The sequence below is a fragment of the Geomonas propionica genome (assembly GCF_016458235.1).
Lineage (GTDB): Bacteria > Desulfobacterota > Desulfuromonadia > Geobacterales > Geobacteraceae > Geomonas > Geomonas propionica.
Genome location: NZ_JAEMHK010000006.1, coordinates 66,025 through 82,835 on the forward strand (window position 1 = coordinate 66,025; position 16,811 = coordinate 82,835).

General features: G+C 62.9%; 13 protein-coding genes and 1 riboswitch. Of the genes, 3 read left to right on the forward strand and 10 right to left on the reverse strand.

Annotated elements, in window-relative coordinates:
• Window positions 1-54: 54 nt before the first annotated feature.
• From JFN90_RS09500 to JFN90_RS09520, 5 genes are all read right to left on the reverse strand, one after another.
• Window positions 55-651: a DNA-3-methyladenine glycosylase I gene (locus tag JFN90_RS09500; protein ID WP_199394879.1), complete on the reverse strand. Its 597-nt coding sequence runs from the start codon at window positions 649-651 to the stop codon at window positions 55-57.
• Window positions 623-1,324: a hypothetical protein gene (locus JFN90_RS09505; protein ID WP_215906756.1), complete on the reverse strand. Its 702-nt coding sequence runs from the start codon at window positions 1,322-1,324 to the stop codon at window positions 623-625. Before JFN90_RS09505 ends, JFN90_RS09500 begins: the two co-directional genes overlap by 29 nt.
• A gap of 38 nt (window positions 1,325-1,362) precedes the next feature.
• Complete coding sequence (locus JFN90_RS09510) at window positions 1,363-3,147, reverse strand: putative bifunctional diguanylate cyclase/phosphodiesterase (protein WP_199394881.1); 1,785 nt, start codon at window positions 3,145-3,147, stop codon at window positions 1,363-1,365.
• Between the two features lie 189 nt (window positions 3,148-3,336).
• Window positions 3,337-3,412, reverse strand: a riboswitch (cyclic di-GMP riboswitch).
• 184 nt (window positions 3,413-3,596) lie between these two features.
• Window positions 3,597-5,600, reverse strand: coding sequence for a PAS domain-containing sensor histidine kinase (locus JFN90_RS09515; protein ID WP_199394882.1), 2,004 nt, complete (start codon window positions 5,598-5,600; stop codon window positions 3,597-3,599).
• 48 nt (window positions 5,601-5,648) lie between these two features.
• On the reverse strand, window positions 5,649-6,140 hold the full coding sequence (locus JFN90_RS09520; RefSeq protein ID WP_199394883.1) for a tetratricopeptide repeat protein: 492 nt from the start codon (window positions 6,138-6,140) through the stop codon (window positions 5,649-5,651).
• Window positions 6,141-6,833: 693 nt separating this feature from the next.
• Between JFN90_RS09520 and JFN90_RS09525 the strand changes: the two genes are divergently transcribed.
• On the forward strand, window positions 6,834-8,327 hold the full coding sequence (locus JFN90_RS09525) for a sigma-54-dependent transcriptional regulator (protein WP_199394884.1): 1,494 nt from the start codon (window positions 6,834-6,836) through the stop codon (window positions 8,325-8,327).
• A 99-nt stretch (window positions 8,328-8,426) separates the two neighbouring features.
• On the opposite strand, the gene JFN90_RS09530 is transcribed toward JFN90_RS09525, so the two are convergent.
• Together JFN90_RS09530 and JFN90_RS09535 are read right to left on the reverse strand one after the other, a co-directional pair.
• Window positions 8,427-9,395 (reverse strand): peptidylprolyl isomerase, encoded by a 969-nt coding sequence (locus JFN90_RS09530; protein WP_199394885.1) that lies wholly within the window; start codon window positions 9,393-9,395, stop codon window positions 8,427-8,429.
• A gap of 351 nt (window positions 9,396-9,746) precedes the next feature.
• Complete coding sequence (locus JFN90_RS09535) at window positions 9,747-10,127, reverse strand: hypothetical protein (RefSeq protein WP_199394886.1); 381 nt, start codon at window positions 10,125-10,127, stop codon at window positions 9,747-9,749.
• Between the two features lie 184 nt (window positions 10,128-10,311).
• Here JFN90_RS09535 and JFN90_RS09540 point away from each other — a divergent pair, with 184 nt between their 5' ends.
• Window positions 10,312-10,476, forward strand: coding sequence for a hypothetical protein (locus JFN90_RS09540; RefSeq protein ID WP_199394887.1), 165 nt, complete (start codon window positions 10,312-10,314; stop codon window positions 10,474-10,476).
• Between the two features lie 134 nt (window positions 10,477-10,610).
• Window positions 10,611-11,558 (forward strand): CHAD domain-containing protein, encoded by a 948-nt coding sequence (locus JFN90_RS09545; protein ID WP_199394888.1) that lies wholly within the window; start codon window positions 10,611-10,613, stop codon window positions 11,556-11,558.
• Here the strand turns inward: JFN90_RS09545 and JFN90_RS09550 are convergent.
• The 3 genes from JFN90_RS09550 to nifJ all read right to left on the reverse strand — a co-directional run bounded on the left by JFN90_RS09550 (window position 11,503) and on the right by nifJ (window position 16,805).
• On the reverse strand, window positions 11,503-12,435 hold the full coding sequence (locus tag JFN90_RS09550; RefSeq protein WP_199394889.1) for a M28 family peptidase: 933 nt from the start codon (window positions 12,433-12,435) through the stop codon (window positions 11,503-11,505). The genes JFN90_RS09545 and JFN90_RS09550 overlap by 56 nt on opposite strands.
• Window positions 12,432-13,019 (reverse strand): DUF4124 domain-containing protein, encoded by a 588-nt coding sequence (locus JFN90_RS09555; protein ID WP_199394890.1) that lies wholly within the window; start codon window positions 13,017-13,019, stop codon window positions 12,432-12,434. Before JFN90_RS09555 ends, JFN90_RS09550 begins: the two co-directional genes overlap by 4 nt.
• Before the next feature lie 204 nt (window positions 13,020-13,223).
• Window positions 13,224-16,805, reverse strand: a complete 3,582-nt coding sequence (gene nifJ / locus JFN90_RS09560; protein WP_199394891.1) for a pyruvate:ferredoxin (flavodoxin) oxidoreductase — start codon at window positions 16,803-16,805, stop codon at window positions 13,224-13,226.
• Window positions 16,806-16,811 lie beyond the last annotated feature (6 nt).

Genomic DNA, 16,811 nt, shown 5'->3' on the forward strand with positions numbered 1-16,811 from the left:
AATCGGGGCGGGACGCAATGCGTATGGGCAGGTTTTCGCTGGAGGTTTGGCCGGTCACCCGTTTTGCAGCTGGCTCCAACGGAAGCAGTCGACGGTATGGTCGTTCACCATGCCGACCGCCTGCATCAGCGCGTAACAGATGGTACTCCCCACGAAACGGAAACCGCGCCGCTTGAGGTCGCGGCTCATTCGGTCCGACAGCTCGTTCTTTGGGGGGACCTCGGCGAGGCTGCGCCAGGCGTTTTGGATCGGGACGCCGTCCACGAAGCGCCACAGGTAGGCGTCGAAGGAGCCGAACTCCTGCTGCACGCGGAGAAAGGCGCGCGCGTTGTCCAGGGTCGAAGCGATCTTCAGGCGGTTACGGACGATGGAGGGGTCGGCCATGAGCCGGGCGACGTCGGCATCGCCGAAGCGGGCCACGAGCTCCGGGTCGAAGGAGGCGAAGGCGCGGCGGTATCCTTCCCGCTTTCTCAGGATGGTGATCCAGGAAAGCCCCGCCTGCGCCCCCTCGAGGGTGAGAAACTCGAAGAGGAGGCGGTCGTCGTGCACCGGCACTCCCCATTCGAGGTCATGGTAAGCACAGTAAAGGGGATCGCTGCCCGCCCAGCCACAGCGGTTCAGGCTAGTCGCGGCCGTGACGGTCCCGGTCATTGCCCCTCTCCTCGCCGCGCTGTTCGTGCTCGAGGCGCTTGTGCTCCTTTCTCTGCTCCTTCTCGTAACGCTTGTCTTCCTTTCTCTGTTCCTTTTCGAAGCGCTGCTCTTCCTTTCTTTGCTCCTTGGCGTAGCGCTTCTCGTCCTTTTGGTGCTCGTGACGCGCCTTCCAGTAGCCCCGCTCGCTTCTGTGCCTGCCGTGATAGTGGTCCCGGTCGCGCTGGTACACGGCGTACTCGCGGGTACGGTACTCCCTGATGCGCTCGATGCGGTAGCGGCGCAGCGGCGAGGGGAGCTCGCGGTACCCGACCGGGACCCAGCGGCCGCGGTTGTCGGGAGAGCGGTACCAGCGCCCGTCGCGGAAGCTGAAGTAGACGTTGTTGAGGTAGAAGAGGTCGTAGGGTACCCCCACCGCCACGTAGAACCCCAGCGGCTGCGGGTAGATAAACTCCACGTTCTCCTCGACATCGTCATAGTAGGGCTCGGGCTGGTAAACCGGCACCGGGGCGGGCGCCACCACAACCGGCCGCGCGGGGGCCGGGGCCACCACCACCGGGCGCTCGTTGCCCAGATGAATGTTGACGTCCACGCCGACGTTGCCGGCCTGCGCCTGGGACAGTATGAGCGGCAGTGCCACGGCCTGCAGCACGAAAGCGCGCGCTATCTTTTGCATGGTTTTCACGGGTGTTTCCTCCTTTTAGGGGGGTGAGGTCAGCCTGCGACACTCAGCGGTTTGGATTGATCCTCCGGCTCGGAGAAGCGCTTCACGTAGCCAGTGAAATCTTCCCCGGCCATGGGGGGAGCGAAGTAGAAGCCCTGCGCCTCGTCGCAACAGCGATCCACCAGGAAATCGAGCTGGGCGTCGTTCTCGACCCCTTCCGCGATGACCTTGAGCTTGAGGCTATGGGCCATGGAGATGATGGCCTCGGCGATGGCGGCGTCATCACTGTCGGTGACGAGTTCCGCGATGAAGGAGCGGTCGATCTTGATGGCGTCGATGGGGAAGTGCTTAAGGTAGTTGAGTGAGGAATAGCCGGTGCCGAAGTCGTCAATGCTCAGCTTCACCCCCATTCTCTTCAGCGCCTGCAGCGCGTGGATGTTTTTCTCGGCCCGCTCCATGATGACGCTCTCGGTGAACTCAAGTTCCAGAGAGCTCGGGCGGACCCCGGTCTCCTTAATGACGCAGGCCATGGTCTCCAGGAAGTCGGGCTGCCGGAACTGCCGCCCCGAGATGTTGACGGCGACCTTAAGCCCCGGGAAGAAGGAGTCCCACTGCACCGCATGCAGGCAGGCTTCCCTCAGCACCAGGTCCCCCAAATCGAAGATGAAGCCGCAGGACTCCGCGATGGGGATGAACTCGTCCGGCCCGACCAGGCCGAACTCGGCGCTGTGCCAGCGTAAAAGCGCCTCCGCCCCGGTCAGCCGCAGGGTCTTCAGGTCCCACTGGGGCTGGAAGTAGAGGTAAAACTCCCCCCGCGCGAGCCCCTGGCGCATCCCGTTCTCCAAGGCCACCCGGCGCATGTTCACCTGGTTCATCTCCTGGGAGAAGAACTGGTAGCCCGCCTTCCCCTCTCTCTTGGCCTGGTACAGCGCGGCGTCGGCGCTGCGCAAGAGGCTCTCCACGTCCCGCCCGTCTTCGGGAAAGAGGGCGATGCCGATACTGGTGCTGCCGTAGAGCACCTCACCTTCAATGAGGAAGGGCTCGGCGAAAAGGGCCTGCAGCCTGGCGGCAGTAACGGCCACCTCCTCGTCCCCCGGAACCGGGTTGATCAGGATGACGAACTCGTCCCCTCCCAGCCGCGCCAACGTGTTGGACTCGCACAGGCACCCCGCCAGCCGGGCCGCCACTTCCTGCAGGAACTTGTCCCCCACCTCGTGCCCCTTGGAGCTGTTCAGGTCCTTGAAATTGTCGAGGTCGAGAAAGAGCAGGGCCAGCTCGCGCCGTTCGCGCTGGGCGAGGGCGAGGGCCTGGTGCAGGCGGTCCATGAGGAGCGCCCGGTTGGGGAGTTTGGTAACGCTGTCGTAATAGGCGAGGGTCTTCAGCTGCTGCTCGCAGAGCTTGCGCTGGGTCATGTCTTCGCAGGCGGTCAGCATCCCCAGGTAGTCTCCGCCCGGGTTCCTGATCGGCAGGGAGGTGAGCTGCACGGGAAAGATCATGCCGTCCTTGCGCAGGTTCAGACACTCCCGTTTCCACAGTCCGGCGGTCTGGCGGTTGATGCGGCGCCCGCCGGCCTTGCTCTCCGGCGCCAGGACCCGTGCCGGCCTGCCCAGCAGTTCTTCGCTGGCGTAGCCATGCATCTCCGCCTCCGCCTGGTTCACGTAGATGATCTTGCCTTCCCGGTCGCTGATGGTGATCCCCGCGCCGATAGGAAGAAAGTCGATCGCTTCCTTCAGCATCGCCAGGCGTTCATCGTCCTGCTGCAGCTGGTTGAACAACTGCAGCGGACCGGAACCCGACTGCAAACACCCTGGTGGATCGTTAGCCGCATCGTGCATGGGTCTCTCCTGCCGCCGCCTGGTGCGGCACCGGCATGACTATCTGGATTTACGAAGAAAAATGCGATGGGGAGAGGGTGGCGGCCGCTCCGGCAGTCACTCCAGCGCGGGGCCATCTTGGGACAACATCATTAGAAGCGAACAAAAAAAACGGGTTGCCGGTATCGTAGCTGCAGCTTGGCTAGATATTTCGGCAACCCGGCTGTCTCAGGGAGACCCGTGGGCTTTCCGTCCCACCCTCGCGGATGGTTTAGTATTATCGTTTATCTTTTTTCCGGTGCTTCCGTTTCTGGCACGCTTCGAGCTGAGCTGGCCGCCCCTCCCGCTTGTCTCCGGCAGCCGCTGCTGCCCTTGCCATCGAGAGATGGTTTAACCAGATGGGGAAGGAAATGTCAAATAAAATTAACCCGAACGGGGGGGGGCGGGACGTGAGAACTCCGCCGCCAGGATCAGGAAGCCTGGTAGCCCAGCCCTTTCTGCTGCCGGACCGGGACGGTGACCGTCACCTCGGTCCCCTTCCCCACCGTAGAGCGCACGTCGATGTCCCCTCCGTGACGCTTCACGATGCCATAGCAGACGGTGAGCCCGAGGCCGGGCCCCTTCCCCGCCGGCTTGGTGGTGAAGAAGGGGTCGAAGATCTTGGCCAGGTTCTGGGGCGGGATGCCGCAGCCGTCGTCGCGGATCACCACCGAAACCTGCAGCGGCTCCCCGTACTTCTTCACCAGGGCGGTGCTGATGTCGATCCGGCCGCCGTTGGGGAGGGCGCTCTTCGCGTTCTGCAGCAGGTTCACGTAGACCTCCAGCAACTTCACGAAGTCCCCCTCGATCCGGGGCACCTCCGCGTCCTGCTGCAGCGTGACCTTCACCTTCTGCTCCTCGAAGGGCCCCGACATGATCTCCAGGGTGTCCCTGAGCACCTCGTTGATGTCCATATCGCTGAAATTGCAGCGCGCCTGGGTGGTGAAGCGGACCAGGTCCTCGACGATCTTCTGGCAGCGGACCGCCGCACTCTCGATGCTCTCCAGGACGTCGATGCCATCCATCAGCTCGGGGTCGATGGGATGCGCCAGCGCGCTGCTGCGCAGCATCTGGATCGCGCCCAGGATCCCGGCCAGCGGGTTGTTCAACTCGTGGGCGGCACCGGCGATCACCTCGCCCAGGGTCGCCATCTTTTCCGACTGGATCAGCTTGGCCTGGGCCTCCTTCAGGTGCCGGGTCTTCTCTTCCACCATCCTCTCGAGATGGCTGTTCAGCTCTCTTCTCTGCTCCTCCACCTGCTTTCTCTCGGTGATGTCCCGTATGATGACCTGGATCGACTGCTGCCCCTGGAACACGATTCCGGTCGACACCGCCTCCACGTCGATGACGGCCCCGCCTTTTTGCACCATCTTCGACTCGCGTAGCGGCGACGGCTCGCCGGTCTCGTGGATCTGCTGGATGCGCTCCACCACCATGGCGTGGAAGTCGGGATGCACGAAGGAGAAGATGGACTGGCCGATCAGCTCCTCGGGGCGGTCCACGCCGAGCAGGTGGCAGGCCTGCTTGTTGGCGCAGACGTAGCGCCCCTCATGTTGCACGAGGATCGCCTCCGGCGCGTTCTCGAACAACTTGCGGTAGCGGTCCTCGCTCTGCGTCAGCTCCGCTTCCATCTGCTTGCGCTCGGTGATGTCCCGGAAGACCCCCCTGGTGCTGACGTGTCCGTCGGAGGTATTGCAGTTTATGCTCCCCTCGAGGATGATGCTGCGCCCGTCCTTGGCGACGAACTCGACCTCGACCCGGGGGATCCGCGCGCCGGACTTCAACTGGTCGAACATGGTGGCGCAGTGGCTCTGGCAGCAGGGCTTGATCACGTCGAAGATGTTCAGCTTGGCTACTTCCTGGTCGGTGTACCCCATGGTCTTCTTCCAGGCGTTATTCACGTAGATGAAGTTCCCTTGGGCGTCCACGCTCTGGATCAGGTCGTTGGCGTTCTCCAGGATATCGCGGTAGCGCTCCTCGCTCGCCCTCAATTCCTCTTCGGCCCGTTTGCGGTCGGTGATGTCCAGAAAGCTCTCGATCAGGTGGTCCCGCCCGTACAGTCTCACCCGGGCCACCGTTTTCACGACGGTGATGGCGTCGCCGCTGGGCCTGAGCAACTGTCGCTCGGCGTTGTCGATGCGCTGCCCCTGATCGGTGATGGGGCAGTGCCCGCTCTGCTCGGGACAGATGAAGCAGTGACAGACCGAGCCTACCACCGCTTCCTTTGCCGTGCCGATCAACTCCACCGCCTTGGGGTTGGCATCCACGATGGTGTGGGTTTCGGCGTCGATGATGACGATGCCGACCTGCACGGTATCGAAGACGGCGCTCAGCCGCTTACGGCTCTCCTCGAGTTCACCGGCAACGTGGCTGAAATCAAAGCAGGCGCGGGTGAGTTCCGGCGCCGCGTTTTGGGGCTCGAATATGTTAGGCATGGGTGACTCCTGGAAACGTATGATTCTTATGGTGATCGGCCGCCCGGGTCACTGGTTCGCAGCCAGTTCCTTCAGGATCTTCTTGGCGTCGCGGTTCCCCTGCGCAGCCGCCCGGCGGAACCAGACGTCCGCCTTGTCCTGATCGGGTGCCGGCACGGCGAGCCCCTGCAGGTACATCATGCCGAGATCATACTGCGCACTGTCAAAACCGGCGTCGGCCGCTTGCCGCAGCAGTTGGAAGGCCTTTTTGAAATCCTGGGGGACCACCTCCCCCCTTATATACACGAAGGCGAGATTCCACTGCCCCGGCGGGTAACCCTGACTGGCGGACTTCTCGTACCACTTGAGCCCCCCCAGCTTGTCCAGCGGGACCCCGACCCCAGAAGAAAGCATGACACCGAGCTTCATCTGGGCTTCGGCGTTACCCTGCTCCGCCAACTTCTGTACCTCTTTCAAATCGGTCCCGTCGTACCCGTACCCCGACCCGGCGCCGATGGCAACCACCATTGCTACCCACAACACCACCTGCATCAGTTTCATGGCCACCGCCCTTATAGTGAATTCGTTTTTCCTTATGCACAATACTTGCCATCCATGCCATGGTGGGGGCCGCGCCTGGTGCGAGGGGGACAGAGCGCTATGGCGCCGGGGGCTCGGCACGTATCCTGCTAGCTTCCATCCTGCCGAAGTCGCATTGACCGGTGGGAAACAGGAGAAAAGAGTCGCGCCACCTCTTGAAGCCGCACCGCCAAGTCGCTAACGCGCTGGAAGTTGGTCATTTGCCCCACGCGCCCTCGGCACCGTCGCCGTCCCTGGACAGGCGCCCTTCAGGGGCTTCGCCGCGCCCTGGGCGGGTAAAGTGTTGGAAAAGCCCCACCTGCGTGCGTCAAATAACACAGTACGGAGAAAAAAGTCCTTGCGCCACGCGGCGCTGAAAAATCGGGCCGCTGCAGCCGTAGCACTGGGGCAAATGTCCCAAACATGGGTGATATCCCCCACTGCCCGGTGTAAAGGACCCATTGCTGCACCGGCCAAGATCTGCCAGGCCCTGCTCCGCACCAGACAGGGCCCCTATATGCTAAAAAAACAATACACAAATTATTAAATAAATGATAAAGTTCAGCCGCCTGCTGACCGGCATGGGGACCCGCCCCGCAACTTGACCGACACCGGTCTCAGCCTATCGAGAATCTGCGGACTCTCCCGCAGCAGGTCCAGGAAGGAACCGTCACCATGAGTAAAAACAGGATCTTGGTCGTCGACGACGAAAAGCTGATCTCCTGGTCCCTCGCCGCCAGCCTCAAAAAGGACGGCTACGAGGTGGATACGGCCGCTTCCGGTGCCGAGGCTGTTCAGAAATTCGAGATCTTCAAGCCTGACCTGGTCATGCTGGACATCTGCCTTCCCGATACCAGCGGCCTCGAGCTGCTGAAGCGGTTCAAGGCGACCAACGAGGACCTCTACGTCATCATGATCACCGCCTACGCCAACGCCGACTCGGCGGTGCAGGCGCTGCAGGACGGCGCGGAGGACTATTTCGGTAAGCCCTTCAACCTCGAGGCGGTCAAGCACGTGGTGGAGCGGGCCTTCGAGAAACGGCGGCTCAAGAAGGAGGTCGATTACTTCCGAAACGAGCTGCGCAGGAAGTCGGACAACGAGAAGATGGTGGGCAACAGCCCCAAGATGATCGAAGTCTTCAAGATGATCAAGATCTGCGCCGATGCCGACGCCAAGACGGTGCTGATCACCGGCGAGAGCGGGACCGGCAAGGAACTGGTCGCCAAGGCGATCCACTACCACAGTGCGCGGGCCGACGCCCCCTTCATCGAGGTAAACTGCGCGTCGATCCCGGAGAACCTGCTGGAAAACGAGCTCTTCGGCCATGAAAAAGGGGCCTACACCGACGCCTCCCGGCGCCAGAAAGGGGTCTTCGAACTGGCCGAGGGAGGATCGGTGTTCCTGGACGAGATCGGGGACATGCCCTACCAGATGCAGGCCAAGATCCTGAAGGCGACCGAGACCAAACGCTTCCGCAGGCTCGGGGGGCAGGAGGACGTCGAGGCCAACGTGCGGATCATCACCGCAACGCACCAGGACCTCCCCAAGATGGTTAAGGAAGGAAGGTTCCGCGGCGACCTTTTCTTCAGGCTCAACGTGATGAATATCTGCCTCCCCAAGCTCAGAGAGCGCAAGGAGGATATCGAATCGCTGGTGCAGTACTTCGTCGACGCCCTGAACGAGGAGTACGGTAGAAGTGTCAGCCATGCCTCGCCGGAAACCCTGGAATACCTGACCAGATACGACTGGCCCGGCAACGTCCGCGAGTTGCGCAACTGCGTGGAGCGCCTCATGATGCTGGAACAGGGGAAGGTGTTGACGCCTGAATTTTTGAGCCCGGAGATCAAGCAGAGCAAGGTCGCCGCGCAGGAACCGGACAGCCCCGGGATGATCAGCTCCGACTTCGCCGGCGAGCACATCGTGCTCCCGTCCACCGGCATCTCCCTCGAAGAACTGGAAAAGATGCTGATCCAGCTCGCTTTGAAGAAGTCCGGCGGAAACCAGTCCAAGGCCGCCAAGTTCCTGAAGACGAGCAGGGATACCCTGCGTTACCGGATGAAGAAGTTCGGGCTGTCCGAGTCGGGAAAGGATGGGGAGAACGACGGGTTCGAGGCGTCGGTTTCCGGCAGTGCCCCCCAGGCCTCCGCCGACAACCTCAGGTGGGTCTGACCTCCATCGCCCCCCCTTACTGCAACGCCCCAGCGACGGCAACAAAAACGGCCCGGAGGGAAACTCCCCCCGGGCCGATCTGCGTGATGACGCCCGCTGCTAGACCTTTTCGATCTTCGCCTTTTGGCGCAACTCGGTCAGGAAGGCGGCCACGGCCTTGCGAGTCTGCTCCATCTTCAGATACTGAACGATCTGGAACTTGACGGCGTCGAAGCTGTCCGTGGAAGGGGCGATCCGCTCCTGCAGCTTGATGATGTGAAAGCCGAATTCCGACTCCACCACCTTGCTGATCTCGCCCGGTTTCAGGGCATAAGCGGCCTTCTCGAAGGGGGCGGTCATCTGTCCTTTGCCGAAAATGCCCAGTTCCCCACCCTTGGTACGGCTGGGACAGGTCGACTCGGCCTTTGCGGCTGCCGCGAAGTCCTCACCCTTTTGCACCCTGCTCAAGAGTGCCTCCGCCTTCTCGCGTGCCTTTTTCTTCTCCTCGCCCCCCCCCTTCTGGTCTACGCTCACCAGGATGTGGCTCGCACGCAGGCGCTCGCCTTTTTGGAACAGTTTCACCTTGTTGTCGTCGTAGAACTTCTTCGCCTCGGCATCGGTGCAGGTGGCCTTGGCCGAGAACTGCTGATCCACGAAATAGTTGACCACGATCTCTTTGCGCATCGACTCCCGCACCTCGGCCTCGGTCATCCCGGTCGCCTTCAGCGCTTTTTCGTACTCCTCCTTGGTCGGGAAGGCCGCGCGGTTTTTCTGGTACTGCTGGTCGACCAGTTGGTCCAGGTTCTTTATCTGCAGTTTCTTCCCTTCCTGGTACAACAGCTCCGCCGAGGTCAATTGCTCGAGGGCGGCGTCGGTGGCCTTTTTCATCTGTTCCGGCGGCAGCTTCTGGTTGACCTGGTTTTGCGCCAGGAGGGTCTTCACGGCACGGTCCAGCTCCGGCTTGGTGATGGTGGTGCCGTTCACCTTGGCGACGGGGGCGCCACCGCCCCCTTTCTCAGAGCACCCCGGGAGCACACACAGGGCCAGCACCGCCGCTGTGGCCGGTATCCAATTCTTCAACGCAGACATGGAATCTCCTTTTATCAAATGTAATGAAATGTAAAGCTGGCAGCTTTGCACAGCAAGAGCCGTACCCGGCAACGATCTGGGGCAAAACCGTCATCCAACGCCCGTCACCGCGCCGGGGCCGGTTCAGGTAATTGTTCAGAATTGCAAAACTTTGTGGGGGTAGCCACTGCGGATGCACCGCCGCGCCACATAAGCCGTCACCCAACCGGCAAGGGAGGTGGGGCATTTCACCCACCCCATGGGGGGGAACCGGGCGGCTCCGTGTTGAATCGCTATGTCGCGGATCAACAGGCGGCGAAAAAAAGGCCGCGCCTTGCGGTGCGGCCAGAAGGAGCCCCTGCCGTAGATACCTTACTGCCCGGTGCCGCCAGTCCCGCCCATACCGCCGGTCCCACCACCAGTGCCGCCGGTACCGCCCATGCCACCGGTGCCGCTAGGACCGCCTAGAGGCGGTGTGCCGTAGTTGGGCTGCGTCCCGGAGGCACCGGTCCCCGTGCTTTTCCTGGTATGTTTCCTGGTCTTCTTGCTGCTTTTCTTTCTTTTCTTCTTGGTCTTGGTCTTCGGCTTGGCCGTTTCGGCACTTCCCTGGTCGCTCTGGGTTCCGGACGACATACCGGTCCCCTGCCCCCCGGTGTATCCCGAATCGGTTCCGGTCGTGTCTGCCGCCCAGACCATTCCAGCGAAAGATACTGCTACTAGCGCGGTTACGATGGTGGTCAACACTCTTTTCATAATGATCCTCCCGAGTTTGATAAACGACCGACACACTATAGCACAACATTAATTTTTACCAATTATTCGCTTGGCATTTTTTAGCAATGGCGGGAACGGGGTTTCTTCACCCTCCTCGCTTGACATGTTAATCTATTGTAGTTATAACACTCTAATCTAAAAAACCACAAAGGAGAGCGGCACGTTGAAAAAGATGAAACCTTTCGATCTGGCCCATGAGCAGTACCAGCTACTGATGACAAAGTTCAAGAACACTAAGGACCTGCGGGAAAAGAACATCCTCTTCAGAAGGCTCACCAACCTGCTGGCAGTCATGGAATTCCTAATATCCATCCACAAACCTCACTGAACCCTTTGATCCAGGAAGCGTAGTCTTGCGCTCCCTGGCATCCAGTGGGCACGCACTTACCCCTTTGCCATCAAACGAGTGGCGGAATCCTTGATTGAGTTCATGCTATAATGCTGTCAGTCTGGGTGATAGCTATGAGTATTCCCGCCGATCACATCCCTTCCCCGCAACTCCGTCCGGCACGCCTGTGGTTTGCCGCCTCGCACCTCCTTGCCATGCTGCAGCAAGAATTCTTCGTCCGCTGGCGCGGTGCCGTCCGGGGGCTCGACCTGGACGCGGTGCACGACCTGCGCGTCGCTTCCAGGCGCCTGCGGGAGGGGCTCGCCCTGTTCGCCCCCCTTCTGCCGGGGAAGAAGGTGGCGAGGCTGTCGCGCAGGGTGAAAAGGCTCACTACCCTTCTGGGAGAACTACGTAACGTCGACGAGGCCCTCGCCTTCTTCTCCGGGCTTAATCGGGAGCAAGGCGGCGGTGGACCGGCGCTGGCCGGCCTGCTGCGCACGCTGTCGAAAGAAAGGGACGCGGCCCAAACCGAACTGGCACAAGCACTGCCCAGATTGCGTGCGGGGAACCTGAAAAAGGAACTGGCGCGGTTATTGGGGCATCCGAATCCCTTCCGGCCAAGCGGTATCGACCCCTTCATGGACGTCGCCCTCTTTGCAGAAGCGGCCTTGGCCGAGCGGGTCACGCTGGTCGAGGAGCTTTTCCCGGCCGCGCTACGGGAGGAGGACGCGGTGGCCCAGCACCGGCTGCGCATCGCCTTCAAGAAGCTGCGCTACCGGCTGGAGATCCTGGCACCGCTGTTGGAAGACGAAGGGGATCAACTGCGCCAGGTCCTCAAGCGCTACCAGGACCTCCTGGGAAGCCTGCACGACCTGGATGTTTTCGCGGAGATGGTGGAACAGCGGGTGGCACAGGGAGCGGGCCGGGAAGAACTGCTGCAGGTGCTGGCCGGGCAGCGGGCGGTACTTTTCGGGAGTTTGATGCAGGCGCACCGGGAGCAGCCGATCGAACCACTGACGCGTGCGATCAGCGCGGAGCTTCGCCTTCCCCGCACGCCAGCCCCAGTAGGAAGGCAGAGGTAGCCTCGCAGACGCGGGCCGCGAAGGAAAGGTTCAGGGTCGCTACGGTATCGGTCGGCAGGTGGTAGTGAGGATTGCGGAAGTTGGTGGTGTCGGTGAGCATGATGGCGGGGTAACCGGCATCCCAGAAGGGTGCGTGGTCGGATCTGCGGGTATCGGGGAGGAGTTCGCCGTTGCCCGGCACCACCAGGGGTACCACGGGAAGGACGACACCAAAGCTTTCCACGGCCAGGACAAAGCGCGACACCAGCCCCTGCGAGGCCTGGTTTCCGATCACCGCCAGGAAGTCGCCGGTTTCAGGCACCTGCAGCGGCACCCCTGCGGGAGCCTCCTGACGCACCGACCTGCCGGCGAAAGCCACCGATTCCAGCACCACCACGGCTTCGATTTGCCATCCCTGCATCGACGCGAAGGAAGCTAGGGCACGGCTTCCCCGGAGTCCGGTCCCGGTCTCCTCCGAGTTCTCCTCCAGGCTGACTCCGACAAACTGCAGCGTCAGTTCCGGCCGCCACTCTTTGAAGATGGTCGCCAGTTCCAAGAGCAGCGCCACGCCGCTGGCGTTGTCGTCGGCCCCGGGGGAACCGGCAACGGTATCATAGTGGGCCAGCACCAGGACTCGTTGTTCCGGCCGGCGCGTCCCCAGCCTGGTGGCGACGACGTTCTGGTACTGCTCGCCGCCGTCAAGAAAGCCGTGCAGGTCCACCGCGTACCCCAGGGCGCGCAGCGAGTCTTCCAGATAGGTGCAGGCCCGCTGCAAGGCGGCTGGCGCCGCCACCGGATGCCGGACCCCCTCCAGGAACTGCAGGTGTTGTGCGATGCGCTCCCTGGAAACTACCGGCAGCGCCCCACCCTTCCCCGCAGTTCCGGGCGCCGTGCTCACTTCATCGCCTCGAGTTCCCGCTCCAGCTTTTGTAACTGCGCATCGTCCTCGCGCACTTCAACCAGCTTTTTGTAGTAAGCGGCACGCGCTGCACCGGCCGTAGAGAAGACGTGGTTCTTGGTGACATAGGGGTTATTGCCGTCAGTCGTTTTCCCCTCGGCGAGGTCCTTCTGGAACTTCTTGGCCTCTTCCAGGGTCGGGGTGCGCCCCTTCAGCACCATCCACTTGTGATGCAGCTTCTGCAGCTCCTGCTTTTTGCCCACCAGCCCGCCCCGGATCCGGGCCAGTTCGCCACGCAGTCGCTCCCGCTGCGCGCCGTTGGGGTCGCCGGGCTCTGGGGCAGCAGCCCGCCTCGCTGCCGGCGCCGCTACCGGTGCCTCCTGCTTCGGCGCGTTTGCCGCGGGTTTCGCAGCACTTGCCGCATCGACCTCCTGGGCACGTTTTAGGTACTTTCCGGGGATGCGGTCGGAGTCGTCGGTGAAGTGAACGGTCCCGGCGTCGTCGCGCCACTGGTAGGTGCCGCCCAGAACGAGCGTGGGTGCGGCAAAGAGAAAAACCGTGGCAATCATCGTGGTGCGTCGCATGTGCCCTCCGGAAATAGCAAGATCGTGCAGTTCAAGGCTGAAGATAATATGCATGTGGCGCCATTTGTCAATTTTCTTTTGCAGCGTCTCATCTTCCCCGCCCCCGGCGCGCCTGTGCCCTGGGGGGGAGGACCCGCTTAACGCGAAAGGGCCGGGGGGAAATCCCCCGGCCCTTTTTGTTACCGCAGCGTCGTTTTGGCGCTACTATTTGCCGTCGTCGCCAAAGTTCAGCGCCGCCAGCTTGGTGTAGTAGTCGAACCGGTCCGCAGCCCAGGCGCTTGCCTTTTCCATCAACCGGTCCGCCGCCTCGGGGTTCACCTTTCTGAGCACCTTGTAGCGGTTCTCGCCTCCGGCGTATTCCTCGAAGGTGGTGGTGGGGGCCTTGCTGTCCAGTTGCAGCGGGTTCTTCCCCTGCGCGGCGAGCGCCGGGTTGTACCGGTACAGCGGCCAATAGCCGGAGGAAACCGCCTTTTTCTGCTCGTCCACGCCGCGGGTCATGTCGATGCCGTGCGCGATGCAGTGCGCGTAGGCGATGATCAGCGAGGGGCCGTCGTAGGCCTCGGCCTCGATGAAGGCCTTGACCACCTGGCCCGGATTGGCGAGCGACACCGCCGCCACGTAGACGTGGCCGTAAGCCATGGCCATCATGCCCAAGTCCTTCTTGGCCATGGTCTTGCCGCCGGCGGCGAACTGCGCCACCGCGCCGATCGGGGTCGACTTGGAGGCCTGGCCGCCGGTGTTGGAGTAGACCTCGGTGTCGAGCACCAGGATGTTCACGTTCTTCCCGGAGGCGATGACGTGGTCCAGACCGCCGTAGCCGATGTCGTAGGCCCAGCCGTCCCCCCCCACGCACCAGACCGACTTCTGCACCAGGTAGTCCGCAATGGGGAGTAGTTGCGCCGCAGCCTCCTCGTCGCAGCCGGCAAGCGCCTCCTTGAGCTGGGCCACCCTGGCGCGCTGAGCCTCGATGGCGGCCTGACCCGACTGGTCGGCATCCAGGATCTCCCTCATCAGCGGCGCGATCGGGGCGCAACTGCCGCAGCCGCACTCCACGAGTTGCTCCAAGAGCTCCCCTGCCGCTTCGCTGAACTTGTCGACGGCGAGCCGCATGCCGTAGCCGAACTCGGCGTTGTCCTCGAAGAGCGAGTTGGACCAGGCCGGGCCACGCCCGTCGGCCCGCTTCGCCCACGGCGTAGTGGGGAGGTTGCCGCCGTAGATCGAGGTGCAGCCGGTGGCGTTGGCGATGAGAGCCCGGTCACCGAAGAGCTGGGAGAGAAGTTTCAGGTACGGTGTCTCACCGCAGCCGGCGCAGGCGCCCGAGTACTCGAACAGGGGGCGCACCAGTTGGCTGCCGCGCAGGGTGTCCAGTTTCACCAAGGCGGGGTCGAGGTCGGGAAGCCCCAGGAAGAAGTGGTAGTTGGCCGCCTCGGCAGCGCGCAGGGGGGGCTGGAACTGCATGTCCAGCGCCTTATGCGCCGGGTTCTCCTTGTCCTTGGCCGGGCAGTTGTGGGCGCAAGCGCCGCAGCCGGTGCAGTCTTCGGGGGCGACCTGGAAGGTCACCTTGTGCTCCTTAAGCTCCGGGATCTTGGACCCGGCGCACTTGAACCCCGCCGGGGCGCCGGCCAGTGCCTCGGCCGGGTAGGCCTTGACACGGATCGCGGCGTGCGGGCAGACGAAGGAACAGATGGCGCACTGGATGCAGAGTTTCTCGTCCCACACCGGGATCTCCACCGCGATGTTGCGTTTCTCGTACTGCGAGGTCGCGGTCGGGAAGGTGCCGTCGATGGGCATGGCGGAGACCGGGAGGTCGTCACCGAAGCCCGCGATGATGCGCCCGGTAACTTCCTTGACGAAGTGCGGCGCGCCCGGCCCCACCGGCGGGGGCATGGTGATCGAGCTTCCGGGGGCCGCGGGGACGGCCACCTCATGGATGTGCACCAGCGCCTGGTCGACGGCGGCGTTGTTCATGGCCACCACCTTCTCGCCCGCCTTGCCGTAGCTCTTCTTGATGGCCCCCTTGATCTCGGCGATCGCGCTCTCGAGCGGGATGATGCCGGAGATCTTGAAGAAGGCGGTTTGCATGATGACGTTGATGCGGGCGCCCAAGCCCAGTTCCTCGGCAAGCTTGATGGCGTTGATGGTGTAGACCTTGAGCTTCTTGTCGATGATCTGCTTTTGCACCTCGACCGGCATCTTGTCCCAGACTTCCTGGTGATCGAACGGGGAACAGAGCAGGAAGGTGGCCCCCGGCTTCGCCTTGCCCAGCATGTCGTACTTCTCCAGGAAGGTGAAGTTGTGGCAGGCGACGAAGTCGGCGTTGTCGATCAGGTACGGCGCGTTGATCGGCTTCTTGCCGAAGCGCAGGTGCGAGGTGGTGATGGTCCCGGCCTTCTTGGAGTCGTAGACGAAGTAGGCCTGGGCGTAGTTGTCGGTCGCCTCGCCGATGATCTTGATTGAGTTCTTGTTGGCCCCCACGGTGCCGTCCGAGCCGAGGCCAAAGAACATCGCCTCGTAGGTCCCCTCCATCGCGGTCCTAAAGGAGCTGTCGTAGTCGAGGCTCGCGCCGGTGACGTCGTCCTTGATGCCGACCGCGAAGTTGCTCTTGGGCTGGTCCTCATTCAGGTTGTCGAATACCGCCTTGACCATGGCCGGAGTGAACTCCTTGGATCCCAGACCGTAGCGCCCGCCGACGATGACCGGATAGCCGACGAAGTTGCTGATGCCGGCGGCCATCCCCTCGCCGATGGCGGTGCGCACGTCGAGGTAGAGCGGCTCGCCCAGGGCACCCGGCTCCTTGGTGCGGTCGAGCACCGCGATACGGCGCACCGTGGCAGGGAGCGCCTTGACGAAGGCCTCGAGCGGGAAGGGACGGTACAGGTGGATTTTCACCACCCCCACCTTTTCCCCCTGCGCGCTCAGGGTCGCCACGGTCTCCTGCACGGTGTCGGCGCCGGAACCCATGATCACCACCACCCGCTCGGCGTCAGGCGCGCCGGCATATTCGACGACACTATACGTGCGCCCGGTCAGCGCCGCGAACTTCTCCATCTCCTTCTCGACGATACCGATGGTGGCGGGATAGAAGCGGTTCACCGTCTCGCGCCCCTGGAAGTAGACGTCGGGGTTCTGGGCGCTGCCGCGCAGCACCGGCCGGTCCGGCGTGAGGCAGCGGGCACGGTGCGCGTTGACCAGCTCGTTGTCGATCATGGCGCGCATGTCGTCACGGGAGAGCGCCTCCACCTTCTGCACCTCGTGCGAGGTGCGGAAGCCGTCGAAGAAATGCAGGAACGGGATGCGCGAGCGCAGGGTGGCCGCCTGGGCGATCAGGGCAAAGTCCATCACCTCCTGCACGTTGTTGGAACAGAGCATGGCCCAGCCGGTGGCGCGGCAGGACATCACATCGGAATGGTCGCCGAAGATGGACAGGGCCTGGGTGGCGATGGCGCGCGCCGAGACGTGGAACACGGTGGAGGTGAGCTCGCCGGCGATCTTGTACATGTTGGGGATCATCAGCAAAAGCCCCTGGCTCGCCGTGAAGGTGGTGGTCAGCGCGCCCGCCTGCAGCGCGCCGTGCACCGCCCCGGCGGCTCCCCCCTCGGACTGCAGCTCGGAAACCAGCGGCACCGTGCCCCAGATGTTTTTCTCCCCCGCCGCGCTCTTCGCGTCCGAGATCTCCCCCATCACCGAGGAAGGGGTGATCGGGTAGATCGCGATCACCTCGTTGGTGGCGTGAGCCACGTGGGCCGCCGCGGTGTTGCCGTCTATGGTTACCATCTTTCTGCTCATGCTCTC

Bases quoted from the DNA above. Each gene is read 5' to 3' on its own strand.
- JFN90_RS09525 (WP_199394884.1), top strand. From the start codon at position 6,834: ATGAGTAAAAACAGGATCTTGGTCGTCGACGACGAAAAGCTGATCTCC.
- JFN90_RS09530 (WP_199394885.1), bottom strand. From the start codon at position 9,395: ATGTCTGCGTTGAAGAATTGGATACCGGCCACAGCGGCGGTGCTGGCC.
- JFN90_RS09555 (WP_199394890.1), bottom strand. From the start codon at position 13,019: ATGCGACGCACCACGATGATTGCCACGGTTTTTCTCTTTGCCGCACCC.
- nifJ (WP_199394891.1), bottom strand. From the start codon at position 16,805: ATGAGCAGAAAGATGGTAACCATAGACGGCAACACCGCGGCGGCCCAC.
- JFN90_RS09510 (WP_199394881.1), bottom strand. From the start codon at position 3,147: ATGCACGATGCGGCTAACGATCCACCAGGGTGTTTGCAGTCGGGTTCC.
- JFN90_RS09505 (WP_215906756.1), bottom strand. From the start codon at position 1,324: ATGCAAAAGATAGCGCGCGCTTTCGTGCTGCAGGCCGTGGCACTGCCG.
- JFN90_RS09545 (WP_199394888.1), top strand. From the start codon at position 10,611: ATGAGTATTCCCGCCGATCACATCCCTTCCCCGCAACTCCGTCCGGCA.
- JFN90_RS09535 (WP_199394886.1), bottom strand. From the start codon at position 10,127: ATGAAAAGAGTGTTGACCACCATCGTAACCGCGCTAGTAGCAGTATCT.
- JFN90_RS09500 (WP_199394879.1), bottom strand. From the start codon at position 651: ATGACCGGGACCGTCACGGCCGCGACTAGCCTGAACCGCTGTGGCTGG.
- JFN90_RS09515 (WP_199394882.1), bottom strand. From the start codon at position 5,600: ATGCCTAACATATTCGAGCCCCAAAACGCGGCGCCGGAACTCACCCGC.
- JFN90_RS09520 (WP_199394883.1), bottom strand. From the start codon at position 6,140: ATGAAACTGATGCAGGTGGTGTTGTGGGTAGCAATGGTGGTTGCCATC.